Here is a 16,586-nt window from a genome sequence, read left to right as displayed (position 1 = left end):
CCGTCTTAGCGGCGTGCCGCCATGGCCTGGATGAACTTGTCGAACAGCGGTGCCACGTCGTGCGGGCCAGGGCTCGCCTCGGGGTGGCCCTGGAAGCTGAAGGCGACCTTGTCGGTACGTTCGATGCCCTGCAGGGTGCCGTCGAACAGCGACTTGTGGGTGGCCCGCACGTTGGCCGGCAGACTGGCCTCGTCCACGGCGAAACCGTGGTTCTGGCTGGTGATCATCACCACGCCGCTGTCGAGATCCTGCACCGGATGGTTGGCGCCGTGGTGACCGTTGGGCATCTTCACCGTCTTGGCGCCGGAAGCCAGGGCCAGCAACTGGTGACCCAGGCAGATGCCGAACACCGGGGTCTCGGTCTCCAGGACGCCCTGGATCGCCTTGATGGCGTAGTCGCAGGGCTCGGGATCGCCTGGACCATTGGCCAGGAAGATGCCGTCGGGCTGCAGCGCCAGGGCTTCGCTGGCCGGGGTCTGGGCCGGCAGCACGGTGATGCGGCAGCCGCGGGCCACCAGCATGCGCAGGATGTTCAGCTTGACGCCGTAGTCGAAGGCCACCACGTGATAGGGCAGCTGCTCGGCCGGGATCTCGGCGTGGCTGTCGGTTTCCAGCGACCAGACGCTGGAACGCCACTCGTAGCGCTCCTTGACGCTGACTTCCTTGGCCAGGTCCATGCCCTTGAGGCCGGGGAAGGCGCGGGCCAGTTCCAGGGCGCGCTCTTCGGTGGCGTCTTCGCCGGTGAGGATGCAGCCATTCTGGGCGCCCTTCTCGCGGAGGATGCGGGTCAGTCGACGGGTGTCGATGCCGGCGATGGCGATGGTGCCGTTTTCCTTGAGATAGTCCGGCAGCGACTGCTTGTTGCGCCAGTTGCTGGCCAGCAGCGGCAGGTCACGGATGATCAGCCCGGCAGCCCAGACCTGGGCCGCCTCGCCATCCTGCGGCGTGGTGCCGGTATTGCCGATGTGCGGATAGGTCAGGGTGACGATCTGCTTCGCATAGGAAGGATCGGTCAGGATTTCCTGGTAGCCGGTCATGGCGGTGTTGAACACCACTTCGCCGACCGTGTGGCCGTCGGCACCGATGGATTCACCGCGAAAGATGCTGCCATCGGCAAGTGCGAGTATGGCTGGCTTAGTCAAGAAGACCTCCGAAAATCAAGCCTTGGCGGGCAAACGCAGGGTGCAAAAAAACGGGATGACATCTCGAAGAGTCATCCCGTTTTAATGTTGTGATTTCATTCTGCGCTAGCTTTTAGTGGATACACTAAAGCTGCATTGTACAGGAATTGATCACGCCTGGCACCCCCGCGAACGAGTCAGCGCAACTCCAGCACGTCCTGCATGTCATATAGCGCCGGCTGTTTGTCCTTGAGCCAGAGGGCTGCGCGCACGGCGCCCTTGGCAAAGGTCATGCGGCTGGACGCCTTGTGGGTGATCTCGACCCGCTCGCCTTCGCTGGCGAACAGCACCGTGTGATCGCCCACCACGTCGCCGGCACGCACGGTAGCGAAGCCGATGGTCTGGCGATCGCGGGCACCGGTCTGGCCTTCGCGGCCATAGACGGCCACCTCTTCCAGGTCGCGACCCAGCGCCTGGGCAACCACCTCGCCCATGCGCAGGGCGGTACCCGAGGGTGCATCGACCTTGTGCCTGTGGTGTGCCTCGATGATCTCGATATCCACCTCGTCACCCAGCACCCGGGCAGCGGTATCCAGCAATTTGAGGCAGAGATTGACGCCGACGCTGAAGTTGGCCGCGAAGACGATGGGAATTTCCTTGCTCGCCTCCAGCAGGGTCAGCTTCTGCTCGGCGGTGAAGCCGGTGGTGCCGATCACCATGGCCTTCTTCGCCTTGCGGCAGAGCGCTAGATTCTGCAGGGTCACGTTGGGGTGGGTGAAGTCGATGACGACATCGAAATCATCCAGCACCCGAGCCAGGTCCCCCGACAGCATCACCCCGGCACGGCCGATGCCGGCGAGTTCGCCCGCGTCGGCACCCACCAGGCTGCTCTCGGGACGATCCACCGCGGCAGTCAGGCCGGCAGCGCCCTGGGTCTGCTGGACCGCCTCGATCAGGGTCTTGCCCATGCGCCCCGCGGCGCCCATTACAGCTATACGTCGCATCATCAGCTCCAGGCTGCTGGCCGGGCGCCGCCTCGCGACGACGCCCCTGCCGGTTTAGAGGTCGTCGAAGAAGCGCTTCATGCCATCGAACCAGCCACTGGCCCGGGGCGAATGGGAGCTGTCGCTCTGCAGGGTGTTGCGAAATTCCTCAAGCAGCTCGCGCTGCCGCCGGCTCAGGTTGACCGGAGTCTCCACCACCACCTTGCACATCAGGTCGCCGGCGCCACCGCCACGCACGGGCGTCACGCCCTTGCCACGCAGGCGGAACATCTTGCCGGTCTGGGTGCCCTCGGGGATCTTCAGCTTGACGCGGCCATCCAGGGTCGGCACTTCCAGCTCGCCACCCAGGGCGGCGTCGGTGAAGTTGATCGGCACCTCGCAATAGAGGTGCTTGCCGTCGCGCTGGAAGATCGAGTGCTCGCGCACATTGACCACGACATAGAGATCGCCGCTCGGACCACCCAGGGTCCCGGCCTCGCCTTCGCCGGTCAGGCGGATGCGGTCGCCGGTGTCGACGCCCGCCGGAACCTTGACCGACAGGGTCTTCTGCTCTTCCACGCGACCCTGGCCATGACAGGCATTACAGGGCTCGGGAATGATCTTGCCGCTGCCGTGGCAACGCGGGCAGGTCTGCTGGACCGAGAAGAAGCCCTGCTGCATGCGTACCTGACCGATGCCCCCACAGGTGGGACAGGTGGAAGCGGAGGTACCCGGCTTGGCGCCATTGCCGTCGCAGACCTTGCACTCGACCAGGGTGGGCACGCGAATGGTAACCGTGGTCCCGCGCACCGCCTCTTCCAGATCCAGGTCCAGGGTGTAGCGCAGGTCGGCGCCGCGCTGCGGACCGCCGCGACCACCGGCACCACCGCGCCCACCGAAGAAATCACTGAAGACGTCGCCGAAGATGTCGGAGAAGCTCGCGCCACCCGCTGCACCGCCGAAACCACCGCCGCCCATGCTCGGATCGACGCCAGCATGGCCGTACTGGTCGTAGGCCGAGCGCTTGCCCGCATCGGACAGCACTTCGTAGGCCTCGGCGGCCTCCTTGAACTGCTCCTCGGCAGCCGCGTCACCCGGATTGCGATCCGGGTGGTATTTCATCGCCAGGCGTCGGTAGGCCTTCTTGAGCTCGGCTTCGCTGGCGCCGCGCTCGACCCCGAGCACCTCATAGTAATCACGTTTGGCCATAGACTTTCTGCACCTTAAATTTTCTCACCCTCCAGACACGCCAACGCGGGAGCAGGCTCCCGCGTGGCGGATCCGACGGGCCGAAGCCCGTCAGGTGCGGTAAGCACGCGGCTTACTTGTTGTCCTTCACTTCCTCGAACTCGGCATCGACCACGTCGTCGCCGGGCTTCTTGGCATCACCGTCCGCCTTGGCCGAGGCGCCCTCGGCACCGGCGGCAGCACCCTGCTCGGAATAGAGCTTCTGGGCCAGCGGCGCGGAGGCCTGGGACAGGGCATTCATCTTGGCTTCGATGGCATCCTTGTCGTCGCCGCGTACCGCGGTTTCCAGTTCGCCAATGGCCTTCTCGATGGTGCTCTTCTCTTCCGCGGTGGCCTTGTCGCCGGCCTCGGTCAGCATTTTGCGGGTGCCGTGCACCAGGGCATCACCCTGGTTGCGGGCCGCAGCCAGCTCTTCGAACTTGCGATCCTCGTCGGCATTGGCCTCGGCGTCACGCACCATCTGCTGAATCTCGTCCTCGGACAGACCGGAGGACGCCTTGATGACGATGGACTGCTGCTTGCCGGTGGCCTTGTCCTTGGCGGACACGTTGAGGATGCCGTTGGCGTCGATGTCGAAGGTCACCTCGATCTGCGGCACGCCACGCGGCGCCGGCGGGATCTCGGCCAGGTCGAACTTGCCCAGCGACTTGTTCTGCGCGGCCTGCTTGCGCTCGCCCTGCAGCACATGGATGGTCACGGCGCCCTGGTTGTCGTCGGCGGTGGAGAACACCTGCGACTTCTTGGTCGGGATGGTGGTGTTCTTCTCGATCAGCGCGGTCATCACGCCACCCATGGTCTCGATGCCCAGGGTCAGCGGGGTGACGTCCAGCAGCAGCACGTCCTTGACGTCACCGGCCAGCACGGCCCCCTGGATGGCGGCACCGATGGCAACGGCTTCGTCCGGGTTGACGTCCTTGCGCGCTTCCTTGCCGAAGAAGTCGGCCACGCGCTTCTGCACCAGCGGCATGCGGGTCTGACCGCCGACCAGGATGACCTCGTGGATGTCGGAGACGTCCAGGCCGGAGTCCTTCAGCGCGGTGCGGCACGGCTCGATGGTGCGCTCGACCAGCTCTTCCACCAGGGACTCAAGCTTGGCGCGGGAGACCTTGACGTTCAGGTGCTTGGGACCGCTGGCATCGGCGGTGATGTACGGCAGGTTGACGTCCGTCTGGGTAGCCGAGGACAACTCGATCTTGGCCTTCTCGGCAGCTTCCTTCAGGCGCTGCATGGCCAGCGGGTCGCCCTTGAGGTTCATGCCGCTTTCTTTCTTGAACTCTTCGACGAGATAGTCGATCAGGCGGATGTCGAAGTCTTCGCCACCCAGGAAGGTGTCGCCATTGGTGGCCAGCACCTCGAACTGATGCTCACCGTCGACCTCGGCGATCTCGATGACCGAGACGTCGAAGGTGCCGCCGCCCAGGTCATAGACGATCACGGTGTGGTCGCCCTTGGCCTTGTCCAGGCCATAGGCCAGGGCAGCCGCGGTGGGCTCGTTGATGATGCGCTTGACGTCCAGACCGGCGATGCGACCGGCATCCTTGGTGGCCTGGCGCTGGCTGTCGTTGAAGTAGGCCGGCACGGTGATGACCGCCTCGGTCACGGCTTCGCCCAGGTAGTCCTCGGCGGTCTTCTTCATCTTTTTCAGGACTTCGGCAGACACCTGGGGCGGCGCCATCTTCTGGCCCTTGGCCTCGACCCAGGCGTCACCGTTGTCGGCCTTGACGATCTTGTAGGGGACCATCTCGATGTCTTTCTGCACGACGTTTTCTTCATAACGCCGACCGATCAGACGCTTGACCGCGTACAGGGTGTTCTGCGGATTGGTCACCGCCTGGCGCTTGGCCGGCTGGCCGACCAGGGTCTCGCCATCGTTGGTGTAGGCGATGATGGACGGCGTGGTACGGGTGCCTTCGGCGTTTTCCAGTACCTTGACGTTACCGTTTTCGAGGATCGCGACGCAGGAGTTGGTCGTCCCCAGGTCGATACCGATGATCTTGCCCATGTAGTCTTCTCCAGAAATCTCAGATTCCGCGCGGCCCGCTCAGGGGGCCTTTGATGTTCGCTTGCCTACCAGATGGGGCCGAGCGAAAGAATTTCAAGCCTTTTCGTCGATGCTCGGCTGCTGCGCCGCAGGCGCCTTGCTGACTACCACCATCGCCGGCCGTAGCAGGCGACCATTGAGCAGATAGCCCTTTTGAAACACCTTGAGCACGCTGCCCGGCTCGGCGGTAGCGCTCTCCTCCATGGCCATCGCCTGGTGGTGCTCCGGATTGAAGGGCGCGCCGTGGGGATCGACGGCTTCGACCTGATAGCGCTTGAGGGTGTCCTGCAGCATCTTCAGGGTCAGCTCCATGCCTTCACGCATGGGCTTGAGGGTCTCGTCGGTGGCGTTGGACAACTCCAGGCCACGCTCCAGGCTGTCGAGCACCGGCAAGAGATCGCCGGCGAATTTTTCCAGCGCGAACTTGTGCGCCTTCTCCACATCCTGCTCGGCGCGGCGACGCACGTTCTGCAGCTCGGCAACGCTGCGTAGGGACTGGTCCTGGGCGGCGGCCAGCTGCTCTTCGAGCGTGGCGACGCGGGCGGCGAGATCCTCGTGCTGGACGTCGCCCTGGGTGGCTTCGTGCTCGGGGGTCTGGGAGTTCTGTTCGTCGGCCATGGAGTCCTCCTGTGATAATGCCGGTAGGCGCGCCCGCCAATGGACGGCGCCTTGATCGATGGCGCCTATATGGGGCCGCCGGCCGGCGCTTCAAGAGCTGTATGGATTGCCAGTGCCCGAGAGGAACTGTATAAACAACCAGAAAACCGCTTTCGGAGATCGTCGCATGCTGGTGCATCTGTCCGTCCGCAACTACGCCATCGTCGAACACCTCGACCTCGACCTCGAGCGCGGCATGACCGTGATCACCGGCGAAACCGGCGCCGGCAAGTCCATCATGCTCGACGCCCTCGGCCTCACCCTGGGCGACCGCGCCGACAGCGATGCCGTAAGGCCTGGTGCCGACAAGGCCGATGTCCTGGCCAGCTTCGACACCACCGACATCCCCGAGGCGCGCCAGTGGCTCTCCGAGCGCGACCTGGAGCAGGACGGCCCCTGCCTGCTGCGCCGCGTCATTACCCGCGAAGGACGCTCGCGCGGCTATATCAATGGCTCGCCCTGTCCACTGGCCGACCTCAAGACCCTCGGCGGCCTGCTGATCGACATCCACAACCAGCACGAACACCAGTCGCTGCTCGGTCTCGATACCCACCGCCGCCTGCTGGACGAATACGCCGGCGCGGGCGAGCTGGTCCGCCAGGTGCAACTCGCCGCCCAGCGCTGGCGCCAGGTGCGCCAGACCCTGGAGCGCCTGACCCGCAACGGTGACGAGCAACGCGCCCGCCATCAGCTGCTTAGCTATCAGCTGGAAGAACTCGACAACCTCGCCCTGGTCGAGGGCGAGCTGCAGGCCCTGGAGCAGGAGCAGAGCGACCTGGCGAGTGCCGAGCACATCCTGCTGGCCTGTCGTCAGGCCATGGACCTCTGTACCGAAAGCGAGCAGGGCAATGCACTGTCGGCACTCAATGCCAGCGTGGCACGCCTGACCGCCTTCGATCGCCCCCCGGCGCAGATCCAGGAAGCCAGCAACCTGCTCGCCTCCGCGCAGATCCAGATCGAGGAGGCGATGAATGAACTCAATCGCTTCGTCGATCATTTCGAAGCCGACCCGGAGCGCCAGCAGGCGGTACAGGAGCGTCTCGACAGCGTCTACAGCCTCGCCCGCAAGCATCGCGTGCAGCCCGAAGCCCTGCTGGAGCTGCACGAACAGCTGCGCAACGAACTGCAATCGCTGGATGCCGACGACGTCGCCCTGGAGCGCCTGCAGGAAGAGCTGGCCGCCTTCGAGCGCCACTACCAGGAGAAGGCCGGCGAATTGAGCCGTCTGCGCGAGCAACGGGCGCCGGAGCTGGCCGCAGCGGTCGAAACCGAGATGCAGCGCCTGGGCATGCCAGGTGGCCGCTTCAGCATCACCCTCACGCCAGGCAGCACCGGTGAACCCCAGCCGGTGGGCAACGAGGGGGTCGAGTTCCGCGTCAGCGCCAACCCGGGCCAGCCCCTGCGCCCGCTGGCCAAGGTCGCTTCCGGTGGCGAACTGTCACGGATCAGCCTGGCCATCCAGGTCATCACTGCCCAGACCTCGCGCACGCCCACTCTGGTGTTCGACGAAGTGGACGTCGGCATCGGCGGCCCGACCGCCGAGGTGGTCGGCCAACTGCTGCGGCAGCTGGGCGAGCGGGGCCAGGTACTGACGGTCACCCACCTGCCCCAGGTAGCGGCCCAGGGGCATCAGCATCTGTTCGTGCACAAGGAACGCGGCACCGACGAGACCCGCACGGCGGTTGCAAAACTAGACCGGGCGCGCCGTGTGGAAGAGGTGGCGCGCATGCTCGGCGGCGTCGACCTTACCCGCGAATCCCTCGCCCATGCCCGCAAGCTGGTGGTCAGCCGCTAGAGGCAGGCCGGCAACAGACATGAAAAAGGCGACTCAGAGTCGCCTTTTTCATGTCTGGATCTTCACTTGCGCTGACGGATGTACAGCACAAGGTTGTGATCGACCAGCTCGAAACCATGCTCTTCGACGATCTCGCGCTGACGCTTTTCGATCGAGGCATCGGTGAACTCGATGACTTCGCCGGTATCCACATCCACCATGTGATCGTGGTGTCCGGTGTCGGCCAACTCGAACACGGCGTGACCGCCATCGAAATTGTGGCGCACCACAAGGCCGGCCGCTTCGAACTGGGTAAGGACCCGATAGACCGTTGCCAGCCCCACGTCCTCGCCCGCTTCCATCAGCGCCTTGTAAACGTCTTCGGCGCTCATGTGGCGCTGCTCGGTGGTGTCCAGCATCTGCAATATCTTGACGCGCGGCAGGGTCACTTTCAGACCCGCTTTGCGGAGTTCGTTGTTCTCTACCATGCTCTTTCTCGGTGCCGAGTGCTTTCGCAGCCCTCGGGAATACGGGTATGATCGGTGCTTCGTTGCCCAGCAAGATAGTGGAAGTCTCCCACCGATGCAAAACCTCAAGCAAACGCTGACCGGGCTCTCTCTGATGGGCCTAGCCATGCTCGCCGGCTGCTCTCTGCCGGGGGTTTACAAGATCGACATCCAGCAGGGCAACGTCGTCACCCAGGACATGATAGACCAGTTGCGCCCCGGAATGACCCGACAACAGGTCCGGTTTATCATGGGCTCGCCGCTGATTCAGGACACCTTCCACCCCAATCGCTGGGACTATCTGTACAGCCTGCAGGCCGCCGGTGGTCAGCGGAAACAGGAGCGTGTCAGCCTGGTGTTCAATGGCGACAATCAGTTGAGCGGCCTGGCTGGCGATTTCATGCCAGGCACCAGCCGCGAACAGCAGATCATGGGTACCGACAGTGGCACCAGCGTGGATCCCACCGCGCCGGCGCAACCTGCCACTGCGCCTGCGGCAGCACCGGAAACGCCCGTCGTGCCCGGCTCGACCGAAGACACCATCCAGAAAGAGATCGACAGCGCTCGCCCGGCTGCCATCCCGACCCCCGACCGCATCCGTACCGACGGCCAGTGATCTCTACCTAGAGGCCAGCCTTGGCTCTGGCCTTTTCGGCCCGCCGCTTGCGACTTTCCTTGGGATCCGCGAGCAGCGGGCGGTAGATCTCGACCCGCTCGCCTTCCAGCAGCGTCCTCTCTTCCGGTTTGGCAACCTGCTTGCCAAAGATGCCGACCCGATAGCCTTCGCGCTGCTCTGGCGTCAGCTGGTCGAGCAGACCCGAAGCCAGCACGGCCTGCGCGACCGTGGCGCCCTCCTCCAGCTCCAGGCTCAATAGCCATTGCCGCTCCGGCAGCGCCAGCGCCACCTCGATGGCGAGATGCTCAGCCATAGAGGGCTCTGGCACGCTGGCAGAAGGCATCCACCATGGTATTGGCCGCCTGATTGAACAGCGGCCCCAGGGTCGCGCGCACGATGGCACTGTCGTATTCGAAGGACAGATCCAGCGAGATCTTGCAGGCCTTGTCGCCCAGCGCCTTGAACGTCCAGATACCATGCAGTTGCTTGAAGGGCCCCTTCTCCAGATCCATGGTGATGGACTCGTCCGGCACCAGGGTATTGCGGGTGGTGAACTGCTGACTGAGCCCACCCTTGGCCACGGTGAGGCCGGCGCGCATCAGCCCTTCGTTCTGCTCCAGAATCTGGGCGGACGAGCACCACGGCAGGAACTCCGGATAACGGTCCACGTCATTAACCAGCGCATAGAGCGCTGAAGCAGGATAGGGCAGCAACGCCGAACGTTGGATGTGCGAGCTCATCGGAACCTCGTAGAATAGCGATATCGGTGTCGGACCTTGAATTTGAGGGCGGCGCTCGCATTTTACTCCCGCACCAGCCTGCCGCAGTCCAGAACCGCGGTATTGTCCGTGTTTGCTCATACCCGCTCAAGCGCGTGGCGACATTTCCCCCGACTCGCTGTACCCTGGAATCATGGCCAAGCAAAAGAAAGTCTCCCCCGGTAGCATCGCGCAGAACAAGAAAGCGCTACACGAATACTTCGTCGACACCCGCTTCGAGGCGGGTGTTTCCCTGGCAGGTTGGGAGGTCAAGAGCCTGAGAGCCGGCAAGGCGCAGCTGACCGACAGCTATGTGCTGCTCAAGGACGGCGAAGCCTGGCTGCTCGGCAGCCACATCACCCCGCTACAGACTGCCAGTACCCACGTCATCGCCGACCCTACCCGCACCCGCAAGCTGTTGCTGAACAAGCGCGAGCTGGGCAAGCTGTTCGGCGCGGTGCAGCAGAAGGGCTACGCCTGCGTTGCGCTGTCGCTCTATTGGAAAAAGCACCTGGTCAAGTGCGAGATCGCCCTGGCCAAGGGCAAGAAGGAATTCGACAAGCGTGCCACTGAACGCGAGCGTGATTCCGACCGCGAGATCCAGCGCGCCATCCGCAAGGACGCCAAGTAGCCAAGCGGCAAAAAAACGTTTCGTCAGCAATGACTTGCGCAGGACGCCTGGAATTCCTATAGTGAACGACCAGCAAGTTTTGGGGGCGATTAGGATTCGACGCCGGTAACGAAACTTGAGGGGCATGCCGAGCTGGTAGCAGAACTCGTAAATTCGCTGCTGCAAACTTATAGTTGCCAACGACGACAACTACGCTCTAGCTGCTTAACGCGGCTAGCAGTCGCTAGGGGATGCCTGTAAACCCGAAACGACTGTCAGATAGAACAGGATCGCCGCCAAGTTCGCTGTAGACGTAACGGCTAAAACTTATACAGCTCGCCCAAAGCACCCTGCCCGTCGGGCCGCAATGGGTTAACTCAGTAGACAGGGCTAAGCATGTAGAACCGATAGCGGAGAGCTGGCGGACGGGGGTTCAAATCCCCCCGCCTCCACCAAAAAGAAAGGGCAGCCACTGGCTGCCCTTTTTCTTTGCCTGATCAACGAGGCCCTAGAAGGGAATGTCGTCGTCGAAGCTGTCGTAGTCCTGCTGCGCCGGCTGCTGCTGGGGCTTGGGCTGCTGCTGGGGACGACTGTTGCCAGAGCCGCCATTGCCACCGTTGTCGTACTGCGGAGCCGACTGCTGGGGACGAGGGGCACGCTGCTGCTGGGGCGCAGGGGCGCTCTGGTTGTATTCGTCGTTGCCACCGGCATTGCCACCGCGGCCACCCAGCAACTGCATGTTGCCGTTGATATCGACCACGATTTCGGTGGTGTAGCGATCCTGACCGTCCTGCCCCTGCCACTTGCGGGTACGCAGGCTGCCTTCGACATAGACCTGGGAGCCCTTGCGGATGTACTCGCCAGCGATCTCTGCCAGACGACCAAAGAACACCACGCGGTGCCATTCGGTACGATCCTGCTGCTGGCCGGTCTGCTTGTCCTTCCAGCTTTCGCTGGTGGCCAGGGTGACATTGGTCACCGCATTGCCATTGGGCATGTAACGGGTTTCGGGATCGGCGCCGGCGTTGCCGACGAGGATGACTTTGTTGACGCCACGGGCCATATGAATCTCCTGATAAGGCTGTCGATCAAGCGGCGACTGGCGTTTGGCTTACCAGTCGCTCCAATTGCGCCCCGATCGACGATTTTAGTATCGATCTTGATGTAGACGGCTTGTTCTTCCGCCACCATTACCGCGTCGGTCACTCCGGCCAGGGCCAACAGGCGTCCGACCAATCCCTGGTCGTTGACTAGCGCGGGCGTAACCGGCAAACGCAGACTGGTGACATAGGGCGGTTCTCGCATCGTACCAGCTACCACCGCCCATCCCAGGCAAAGCGCCGCACAACCCAGGAAGACGGTGGACAGGCCACCATGCTGGAACAGCCAGCCACCGAGGATACCGCCCAACGCGGAACCAAGGAACTGACTGGTGGAATAGATCCCCATGGCGGTGCCCTTGCCGCCTGCAGGCGCCACCTTGCTCACCAGTGACGGCAGCGAGGCCTCCAGCAGGTTGAAGGCGGTAAAGAACACCACGATGCCGATGACCAGGGCCACCAGGCTGTCGCTGAAAAAGAAGAAGTACAGCTCGCACAGCACCAGCACACTGATGGCGCCCACCAGCACGCGCTTCATGCGCCGCTTCTTTTCACCATAGATGATGAAGGGAACCATGGCGAAGAAGCCGACCACCAGTGCGGTCAGGTAAACCCACCAGTGCTCTTCCTTGGGCAGGCCGGCGTGTTCGGCAAGAGCCAGCGGCAGGACGACGAAACTGGCCATCAGCACGGCGTGCAGCGCCAGGATACCGAAGTCCAGCCGCAGCAGATCGCGATTGCGCAGGGTCGCGCCCAGCGCCTGGCGCGCCAGATTCGACTCCCGATGGGCGAAGGGCGAAGCCTGGTGAGGAACCAGGAACAGCACGATCAGCAGGCCGACCAGTGCCAGTCCGCAGGTCGCCCAGAACAGACCGGCCAGACCATAGGCACGGGTCAGCAGCGGTCCGGCCACCATCGCCACGGCAAAGGACACGCCGATGCTCATGCCGATGGTAGCCATGGCCTTGGTGCGATGCTGCTCGCGGGTCTGATCCGACAGCAGCGCCATGATGGCGGCCGAAATGGCGCCGCCGCCCCTGCACGATACGACCGGCGATGACGCCCCAGATCGAGTGGGCATTGGCGGCAATGGCGGCACCAAGGGCGAACACCAGCAGTCCACCAATGATGATGGGGCGTCGACCGATGCGATCGGACAGCGTCCCCAGGGGAATTTGCAGGACCGCCTGGGTCAAACCATAGGCACCTATGGCCAGGCCAATCAGTGCCGGGGTGGCATCCGCCAACTCCTGACCATAGGTCGCCAGGACCGGGAGCACCATGAACATACCGAGCATACGAAAGGCGAAGACCAGAGCCAGCCCCAGGGCGGCACGGCGTTCGACGCCGTTCATGGCTTCACTGCGCTTGTCGAGCATTGATAATCCTCTCGTCGGCGACAGGCTTTTACGTCGCCACACAGCTTTAAAACAGTCGTGACAATGACCATTTAGGGAGGAAGCGGTGAAGATAGCCGAGCGCTCGTCCGAACGTTCCCGACCGCCAGGATCACGAACGCCCGATCACCGCTGTCGGGCCACCAATTTTACCAGCCTTACCCCCTCTCTCACAGGCGCGGCAGATAGCCGCAGCCCGGGACGAGACCTCTTTCCTATTGAAGCGCCGCCAAAACGAGGCAGAAGTCTACGTGGATAAAATCCTCATCCGTGGGGCCCGCACCCATAATCTGAAGAACATCGACCTTACCCTTCCCCGGGACAAGCTCATCGTCATCACCGGCCTGTCCGGGTCCGGCAAGTCTTCGCTGGCGTTCGACACCCTCTATGCCGAAGGCCAGCGCCGCTACGTGGAATCCCTGTCGGCCTATGCCCGGCAGTTCCTGTCGATGATGGAAAAGCCCGACGTGGACACCATCGAAGGCCTGTCCCCGGCGATCTCCATCGAGCAGAAATCCACTTCGCACAACCCGCGCTCCACCGTGGGCACCATCACCGAGATCTACGACTACCTGCGCCTGCTCTATGCGCGCGTCGGTACGCCCCGCTGCCCGGAGCACGACGTGCCCCTGGAAGCCCAGACCGTCAGCCAGATGGTCGATCAGGTGCTGGCCATGCCGGAAGGCGAGCGACTGATGCTGCTGGCCCCCATCGTGCGTGAGCGCAAGGGTGAGCACCTCTCGGTATTCGAGGAATTGCGCGCCCAGGGCTTCGTCCGCGTCCGCGTCAATGGCCGTCTGCACGAGATGGACGAACTGCCCAAGCTGGACAAGCAGAAGAAGCACACCATCGAGGTGGTGGTGGATCGCTTCAAGGTGCGCGAAGACCTCCAGCAACGCCTGGCGGAATCCTTCGAGACGGCGCTGAAGCTAGCCGACGACATCGCCATCATCGCGCCCATGGAAGGCGAGAATGGTGAGGAGATCGTCTTCTCCGCGCGCTTCGCTTGTCCGATCTGCGGCTTTTCCATCGGTGAGCTGGAGCCCAAGCTATTTTCCTTCAACAACCCTGCCGGTGCCTGTCCGACCTGCGACGGCCTGGGCGTGAAGCAGTTCTTCGATGCCCGCCGGGTGGTCAACGAGGAGCTCAGTCTCAGCGAAGGCGCCATCCGCGGCTGGGACAGGCGCAACGTCTACTACTTCCAGATGCTCGGCTCGTTGGCGAGCCACTATGGCTTCAGCCTGGACGAGCCCTTCAAGGGTCTCGATGACAAGCACCGCAAGGCGGTTCTCAGCGGCTCCGGACGCGAGAGCGTCAACTTCCGCTATCTCAATGACCGCGGCGACATCGTCAAGCGTGCCCACCCCTTCGAAGGCATCCTGCCGAATCTGGAGCGGCGTTATCGCGAGACCGAATCCCAGAGCGTGCGCGAAGAGCTGGCGAAGTATCTGAGCACCCAGCATTGCCCGGACTGCAATGGCACCCGCCTGCGGCGCGAAGCGCGGCATGTCTGGGTCGGCGACAAGACCCTGCCGGCGGTTACCCGCCTGCCCGTGGGCGATGCCACCCAGTACTTCCAGGACCTCACCCTTAAGGGCCAGCGGCAGCAGATCGCCGACAAGATCCTCAAGGAGATCCGCGAGCGCCTGCAGTTCCTGGTCAACGTCGGCCTGGACTACCTGACGCTGGATCGCAGCGCCGACACCCTGTCCGGCGGCGAGGCGCAGCGTATCCGCCTGGCCAGCCAGATCGGTGCAGGTCTGGTGGGCGTCATGTATATCCTCGACGAGCCTTCCATCGGCCTCCACCAGCGCGACAACGAACGCCTGCTGGGCACCCTGACCCACCTGCGCGACCTGGGCAATACGGTCATCGTCGTCGAGCACGACGAGGATGCCATCCGCCTGGCGGACTATGTCATCGACATAGGTCCGGGGGCCGGCGTGCACGGCGGCCAGATCATCGCGGAAGGTACGCCCGACCAGGTGATGCAGCATCCCGACTCGGTGACCGGGCAGTACCTGTCGGGCCGCAAGAAGATCGCAGTCCCCGCCAAGCGCACGCCGCGGGACAAGAAGAAGCTGCTGAAGCTCAAGGGTGCCCGCGGAAACAACCTGCAGAACGTCAATCTGGAGATTCCCGTCGGCCTGCTGACCTGCGTGACCGGGGTGTCCGGCTCCGGCAAGTCGACTCTGATCAACAACACCCTCTTCCCGCTGACCGCCACGGCGCTCAATGGCGCGACGACCCTGGAAGTCGCCGCCCATGACAGCTTCGAAGGCATGCAGCACCTGGACAAGGTGGTGGACATCGACCAGAGCCCCATCGGCCGTACGCCACGCTCCAACCCGGCGACCTACACCGGTCTTTTCACCCCGATTCGCGAATTGTTCTCCGGCGTCCCGGAATCCCGCTCCCGCGGCTACACCCCGGGGCGCTTCTCCTTCAACGTCAAGGGCGGCCGCTGCGAGGCCTGCCAGGGCGACGGCGTGATCAAGGTGGAGATGCACTTCCTGCCGGACGTCTACGTCGCCTGTGACGTCTGCAAGGGCAAGAGATACAACCGCGAGACCCTGGAGGTGAAGTACAAGGGCAAGACCATCACCGAGGTCCTGGACATGACCATCGAAGAGGCCCATGCCTTCTTCGAGTCCATCCCGGCCCTGGCGCGCAAGCTGCAGACGCTGATGGATGTCGGCCTGTCCTATATCCGTCTCGGCCAGAGCGCCACGACCCTGTCAGGCGGCGAGGCCCAGCGTGTGAAGCTGGCGCGGGAGCTGTCCAAGCGCGATACCGGCAAGACACTCTATATTCTCGACGAGCCCACTACCGGTCTGCACTTCGCCGATATCCAGCAGTTGCTGGACGTATTGCATCGCCTGCGGGATCACGGCAATACCGTGGTGGTGATCGAGCACAACCTCGATGTCATCAAGACCGCGGACTGGCTGGTGGACCTTGGACCTGAAGGCGGCTCCAAGGGTGGTCAGATCATTGCGACAGGTACCCCCGAGGAAGTCGCGGCGAACAAGAAGTCCTATACCGGCCACTTTCTCAAGCCCCTGCTGGAACGTGACCGGGAGTAATCCTCGGCACCCTCCAGAACGCAAAAAGCCCGGCAGATGCCGGGCTTTTTCTTGCTTGCGTAACGCTGGCGTAGGTTGGGCTGAGCCTAGCGAAGCCCAACCTACGGAAGCCACCCCCGGCCTTCCAGTGTCCTTCCGCAATTCTCTCGATACCTGTAGCGGCTCCCGCTCGTTGGGCTTCGCTGCGCTCAGCACCAACCTACGACAGTCCTGTGCCGCGCTTCACACACAACAGCCCGGCGCAGCCGGGCTGTTGGGGCTCTTGTGCCCTTGCAGGCTTAAAGCAGCACCTGCCCGACAGGCACTACTGCAACGTCTCCGCCGTGCCCTTTGATCCCCTCTCCCCAAGGAGAGGACTGGGGTTAGGGCCGCCTCAGCTACACAGCTTCAGGCTTCCGCTCGCCGATTATTTGCGCCCAGCATTCAAGCCCCCTGACGCCCGGCCAAACTTTTTCCGCCCCAAAGACAACACCCCCGCCAGAGTGAACTGAGCGGGGGTGCTGGGTGTTAGGCGCTTGACGATGACCTACTCTCACATGGGGAAACCCCACACTACCATCGGCGATGCATCGTTTCACTTCTGAGTTCGGGAAGGGATCAGGTGGTTCCAATGCTCTATGTTCGTCAAGCAATTCGGTTGGCTGACCAGGCGATGCTGCATGCCTGGCTGGCCCAATTGGGTCTGTGAT

At 63.4% G+C, this 16,586-nt stretch carries 13 protein-coding genes, 1 rRNA gene, 1 other RNA gene and 1 pseudogene; 5 read left to right on the top strand and 11 right to left on the bottom strand.

The window, feature by feature from the left end; all coding sequences use genetic code 11:
• Positions 1–5 precede the first annotated feature (5 nt).
• The 5 genes from carA to grpE all read right to left on the bottom strand — a co-directional run bounded on the left by carA (position 6) and on the right by grpE (position 6,011).
• Complete coding sequence (gene carA, locus QE393_RS22155) at positions 6–1,142, bottom strand: glutamine-hydrolyzing carbamoyl-phosphate synthase small subunit (RefSeq protein ID WP_273806700.1); 1,137 nt, start codon at positions 1,140–1,142, stop codon at positions 6–8.
• A 176-nt stretch (positions 1,143–1,318) separates the two neighbouring features.
• Positions 1,319–2,125, bottom strand: coding sequence for a 4-hydroxy-tetrahydrodipicolinate reductase (gene dapB / locus QE393_RS22150; protein ID WP_273806701.1), 807 nt, complete (start codon positions 2,123–2,125; stop codon positions 1,319–1,321).
• A 54-nt stretch (positions 2,126–2,179) separates the two neighbouring features.
• Positions 2,180–3,313, bottom strand: a complete 1,134-nt coding sequence (gene dnaJ / locus QE393_RS22145) for a molecular chaperone DnaJ (RefSeq protein ID WP_007162663.1) — start codon at positions 3,311–3,313, stop codon at positions 2,180–2,182.
• 112 nt (positions 3,314–3,425) lie between these two features.
• Positions 3,426–5,354, bottom strand: coding sequence for a molecular chaperone DnaK (dnaK, locus tag QE393_RS22140; protein WP_133863033.1), 1,929 nt, complete (start codon positions 5,352–5,354; stop codon positions 3,426–3,428).
• Positions 5,355–5,447: 93 nt separating this feature from the next.
• Positions 5,448–6,011, bottom strand: coding sequence for a nucleotide exchange factor GrpE (gene grpE, locus QE393_RS22135; protein WP_183634014.1), 564 nt, complete (start codon positions 6,009–6,011; stop codon positions 5,448–5,450).
• A gap of 166 nt (positions 6,012–6,177) precedes the next feature.
• Here grpE and recN point away from each other — a divergent pair, with 166 nt between their 5' ends.
• Positions 6,178–7,845, top strand: a complete 1,668-nt coding sequence (gene recN / locus QE393_RS22130) for a DNA repair protein RecN (protein ID WP_273806702.1) — start codon at positions 6,178–6,180, stop codon at positions 7,843–7,845.
• Positions 7,846–7,907: 62 nt separating this feature from the next.
• Here the strand turns inward: recN and fur are convergent, their stop codons facing one another.
• The gene (gene fur, locus QE393_RS22125) at positions 7,908–8,312 is read right to left on the bottom strand and encodes a ferric iron uptake transcriptional regulator (protein WP_007162667.1); all 405 of its coding nucleotides are present in this window, start codon (positions 8,310–8,312) and stop codon (positions 7,908–7,910) included.
• A gap of 94 nt (positions 8,313–8,406) precedes the next feature.
• On the opposite strand from fur, the gene QE393_RS22120 reads away from it, so the two are divergent.
• The gene (locus tag QE393_RS22120; protein WP_273806703.1) at positions 8,407–8,946 is read left to right on the top strand and encodes an outer membrane protein assembly factor BamE; all 540 of its coding nucleotides are present in this window, start codon (positions 8,407–8,409) and stop codon (positions 8,944–8,946) included.
• Positions 8,947–8,953: 7 nt separating this feature from the next.
• Here the strand turns inward: QE393_RS22120 and QE393_RS22115 are convergent, their stop codons facing one another.
• Positions 8,954–9,259 carry an RnfH family protein gene (locus QE393_RS22115; RefSeq protein WP_273806705.1) on the bottom strand — a complete coding sequence of 102 codons (306 nt, stop codon included), beginning with the start codon at positions 9,257–9,259 and terminating at the stop codon, positions 8,954–8,956.
• Positions 9,252–9,686, bottom strand: a complete 435-nt coding sequence (locus QE393_RS22110; protein ID WP_273806706.1) for a type II toxin-antitoxin system RatA family toxin — start codon at positions 9,684–9,686, stop codon at positions 9,252–9,254. The genes QE393_RS22115 and QE393_RS22110 overlap by 8 nt, the downstream gene beginning before the upstream one ends.
• Before the next feature lie 172 nt (positions 9,687–9,858).
• Between QE393_RS22110 and smpB the strand changes: the two genes are divergently transcribed.
• Entirely contained in the window at positions 9,859–10,335 is a 477-nt protein-coding gene (gene smpB / locus QE393_RS22105; protein WP_007162671.1) for an SsrA-binding protein SmpB, read from the top strand.
• Positions 10,336–10,416: 81 nt separating this feature from the next.
• Positions 10,417–10,769, top strand: a transfer-messenger RNA (tmRNA) gene (ssrA, locus tag QE393_RS22100).
• Positions 10,770–10,822: 53 nt separating this feature from the next.
• On the opposite strand, the gene ssb is transcribed toward ssrA, so the two are convergent.
• Both ssb and QE393_RS22090 read right to left on the bottom strand, forming a co-directional pair.
• Complete coding sequence (gene ssb / locus QE393_RS22095) at positions 10,823–11,377, bottom strand: single-stranded DNA-binding protein (protein WP_093257079.1); 555 nt, start codon at positions 11,375–11,377, stop codon at positions 10,823–10,825.
• Positions 11,378–11,439: 62 nt separating this feature from the next.
• Positions 11,440–12,793 (bottom strand): annotated as a pseudogene (locus tag QE393_RS22090) (MFS transporter); the annotation flags it as partial.
• Positions 12,794–13,062: 269 nt separating this feature from the next.
• Between QE393_RS22090 and uvrA the strand changes: the two are divergent.
• Positions 13,063–15,897 carry an excinuclease ABC subunit UvrA gene (gene uvrA, locus QE393_RS22085; protein ID WP_273806709.1) on the top strand — a complete coding sequence of 945 codons (2,835 nt, stop codon included), beginning with the start codon at positions 13,063–13,065 and terminating at the stop codon, positions 15,895–15,897.
• A 513-nt stretch (positions 15,898–16,410) separates the two neighbouring features.
• On the opposite strand, the gene rrf is transcribed toward uvrA, so the two are convergent.
• Positions 16,411–16,526 (bottom strand): 5S ribosomal RNA (gene rrf, locus QE393_RS22080).
• Positions 16,527–16,586: the final 60 nt, after the last annotated feature.

The sequence above is a fragment of the Pseudomonas sp. SORGH_AS_0211 genome, assembly GCF_031453455.1.
GTDB classification, from domain to species: Bacteria; Pseudomonadota; Gammaproteobacteria; order Pseudomonadales; family Pseudomonadaceae; genus Chryseomonas; species Chryseomonas aestiva.
Note: the sequence above shows the minus strand (reverse complement) of the source record. Positions and strands in the feature narration are given on the sequence as shown.

What these genes read in the sequence shown, in the direction of transcription:
- fur (WP_007162667.1), bottom strand. Translation starts at nt 8,312, where the DNA reads ATGGTAGAGAACAACGAACTCCGCAAAGCGGGTCTGAAAGTGACCCTG.
- dnaK (WP_133863033.1), bottom strand. Translation starts at nt 5,354, where the DNA reads ATGGGCAAGATCATCGGTATCGACCTGGGGACGACCAACTCCTGCGTC.
- QE393_RS22110 (WP_273806706.1), bottom strand. Translation starts at nt 9,686, where the DNA reads ATGAGCTCGCACATCCAACGTTCGGCGTTGCTGCCCTATCCTGCTTCA.
- dnaJ (WP_007162663.1), bottom strand. Translation starts at nt 3,313, where the DNA reads ATGGCCAAACGTGATTACTATGAGGTGCTCGGGGTCGAGCGCGGCGCC.
- recN (WP_273806702.1), top strand. Translation starts at nt 6,178, where the DNA reads ATGCTGGTGCATCTGTCCGTCCGCAACTACGCCATCGTCGAACACCTC.
- grpE (WP_183634014.1), bottom strand. Translation starts at nt 6,011, where the DNA reads ATGGCCGACGAACAGAACTCCCAGACCCCCGAGCACGAAGCCACCCAG.
- dapB (WP_273806701.1), bottom strand. Translation starts at nt 2,125, where the DNA reads ATGCGACGTATAGCTGTAATGGGCGCCGCGGGGCGCATGGGCAAGACC.
- ssb (WP_093257079.1), bottom strand. Translation starts at nt 11,377, where the DNA reads ATGGCCCGTGGCGTCAACAAAGTCATCCTCGTCGGCAACGCCGGCGCC.
- smpB (WP_007162671.1), top strand. Translation starts at nt 9,859, where the DNA reads ATGGCCAAGCAAAAGAAAGTCTCCCCCGGTAGCATCGCGCAGAACAAG.
- QE393_RS22115 (WP_273806705.1), bottom strand. Translation starts at nt 9,259, where the DNA reads ATGGCTGAGCATCTCGCCATCGAGGTGGCGCTGGCGCTGCCGGAGCGG.
- QE393_RS22120 (WP_273806703.1), top strand. Translation starts at nt 8,407, where the DNA reads ATGCAAAACCTCAAGCAAACGCTGACCGGGCTCTCTCTGATGGGCCTA.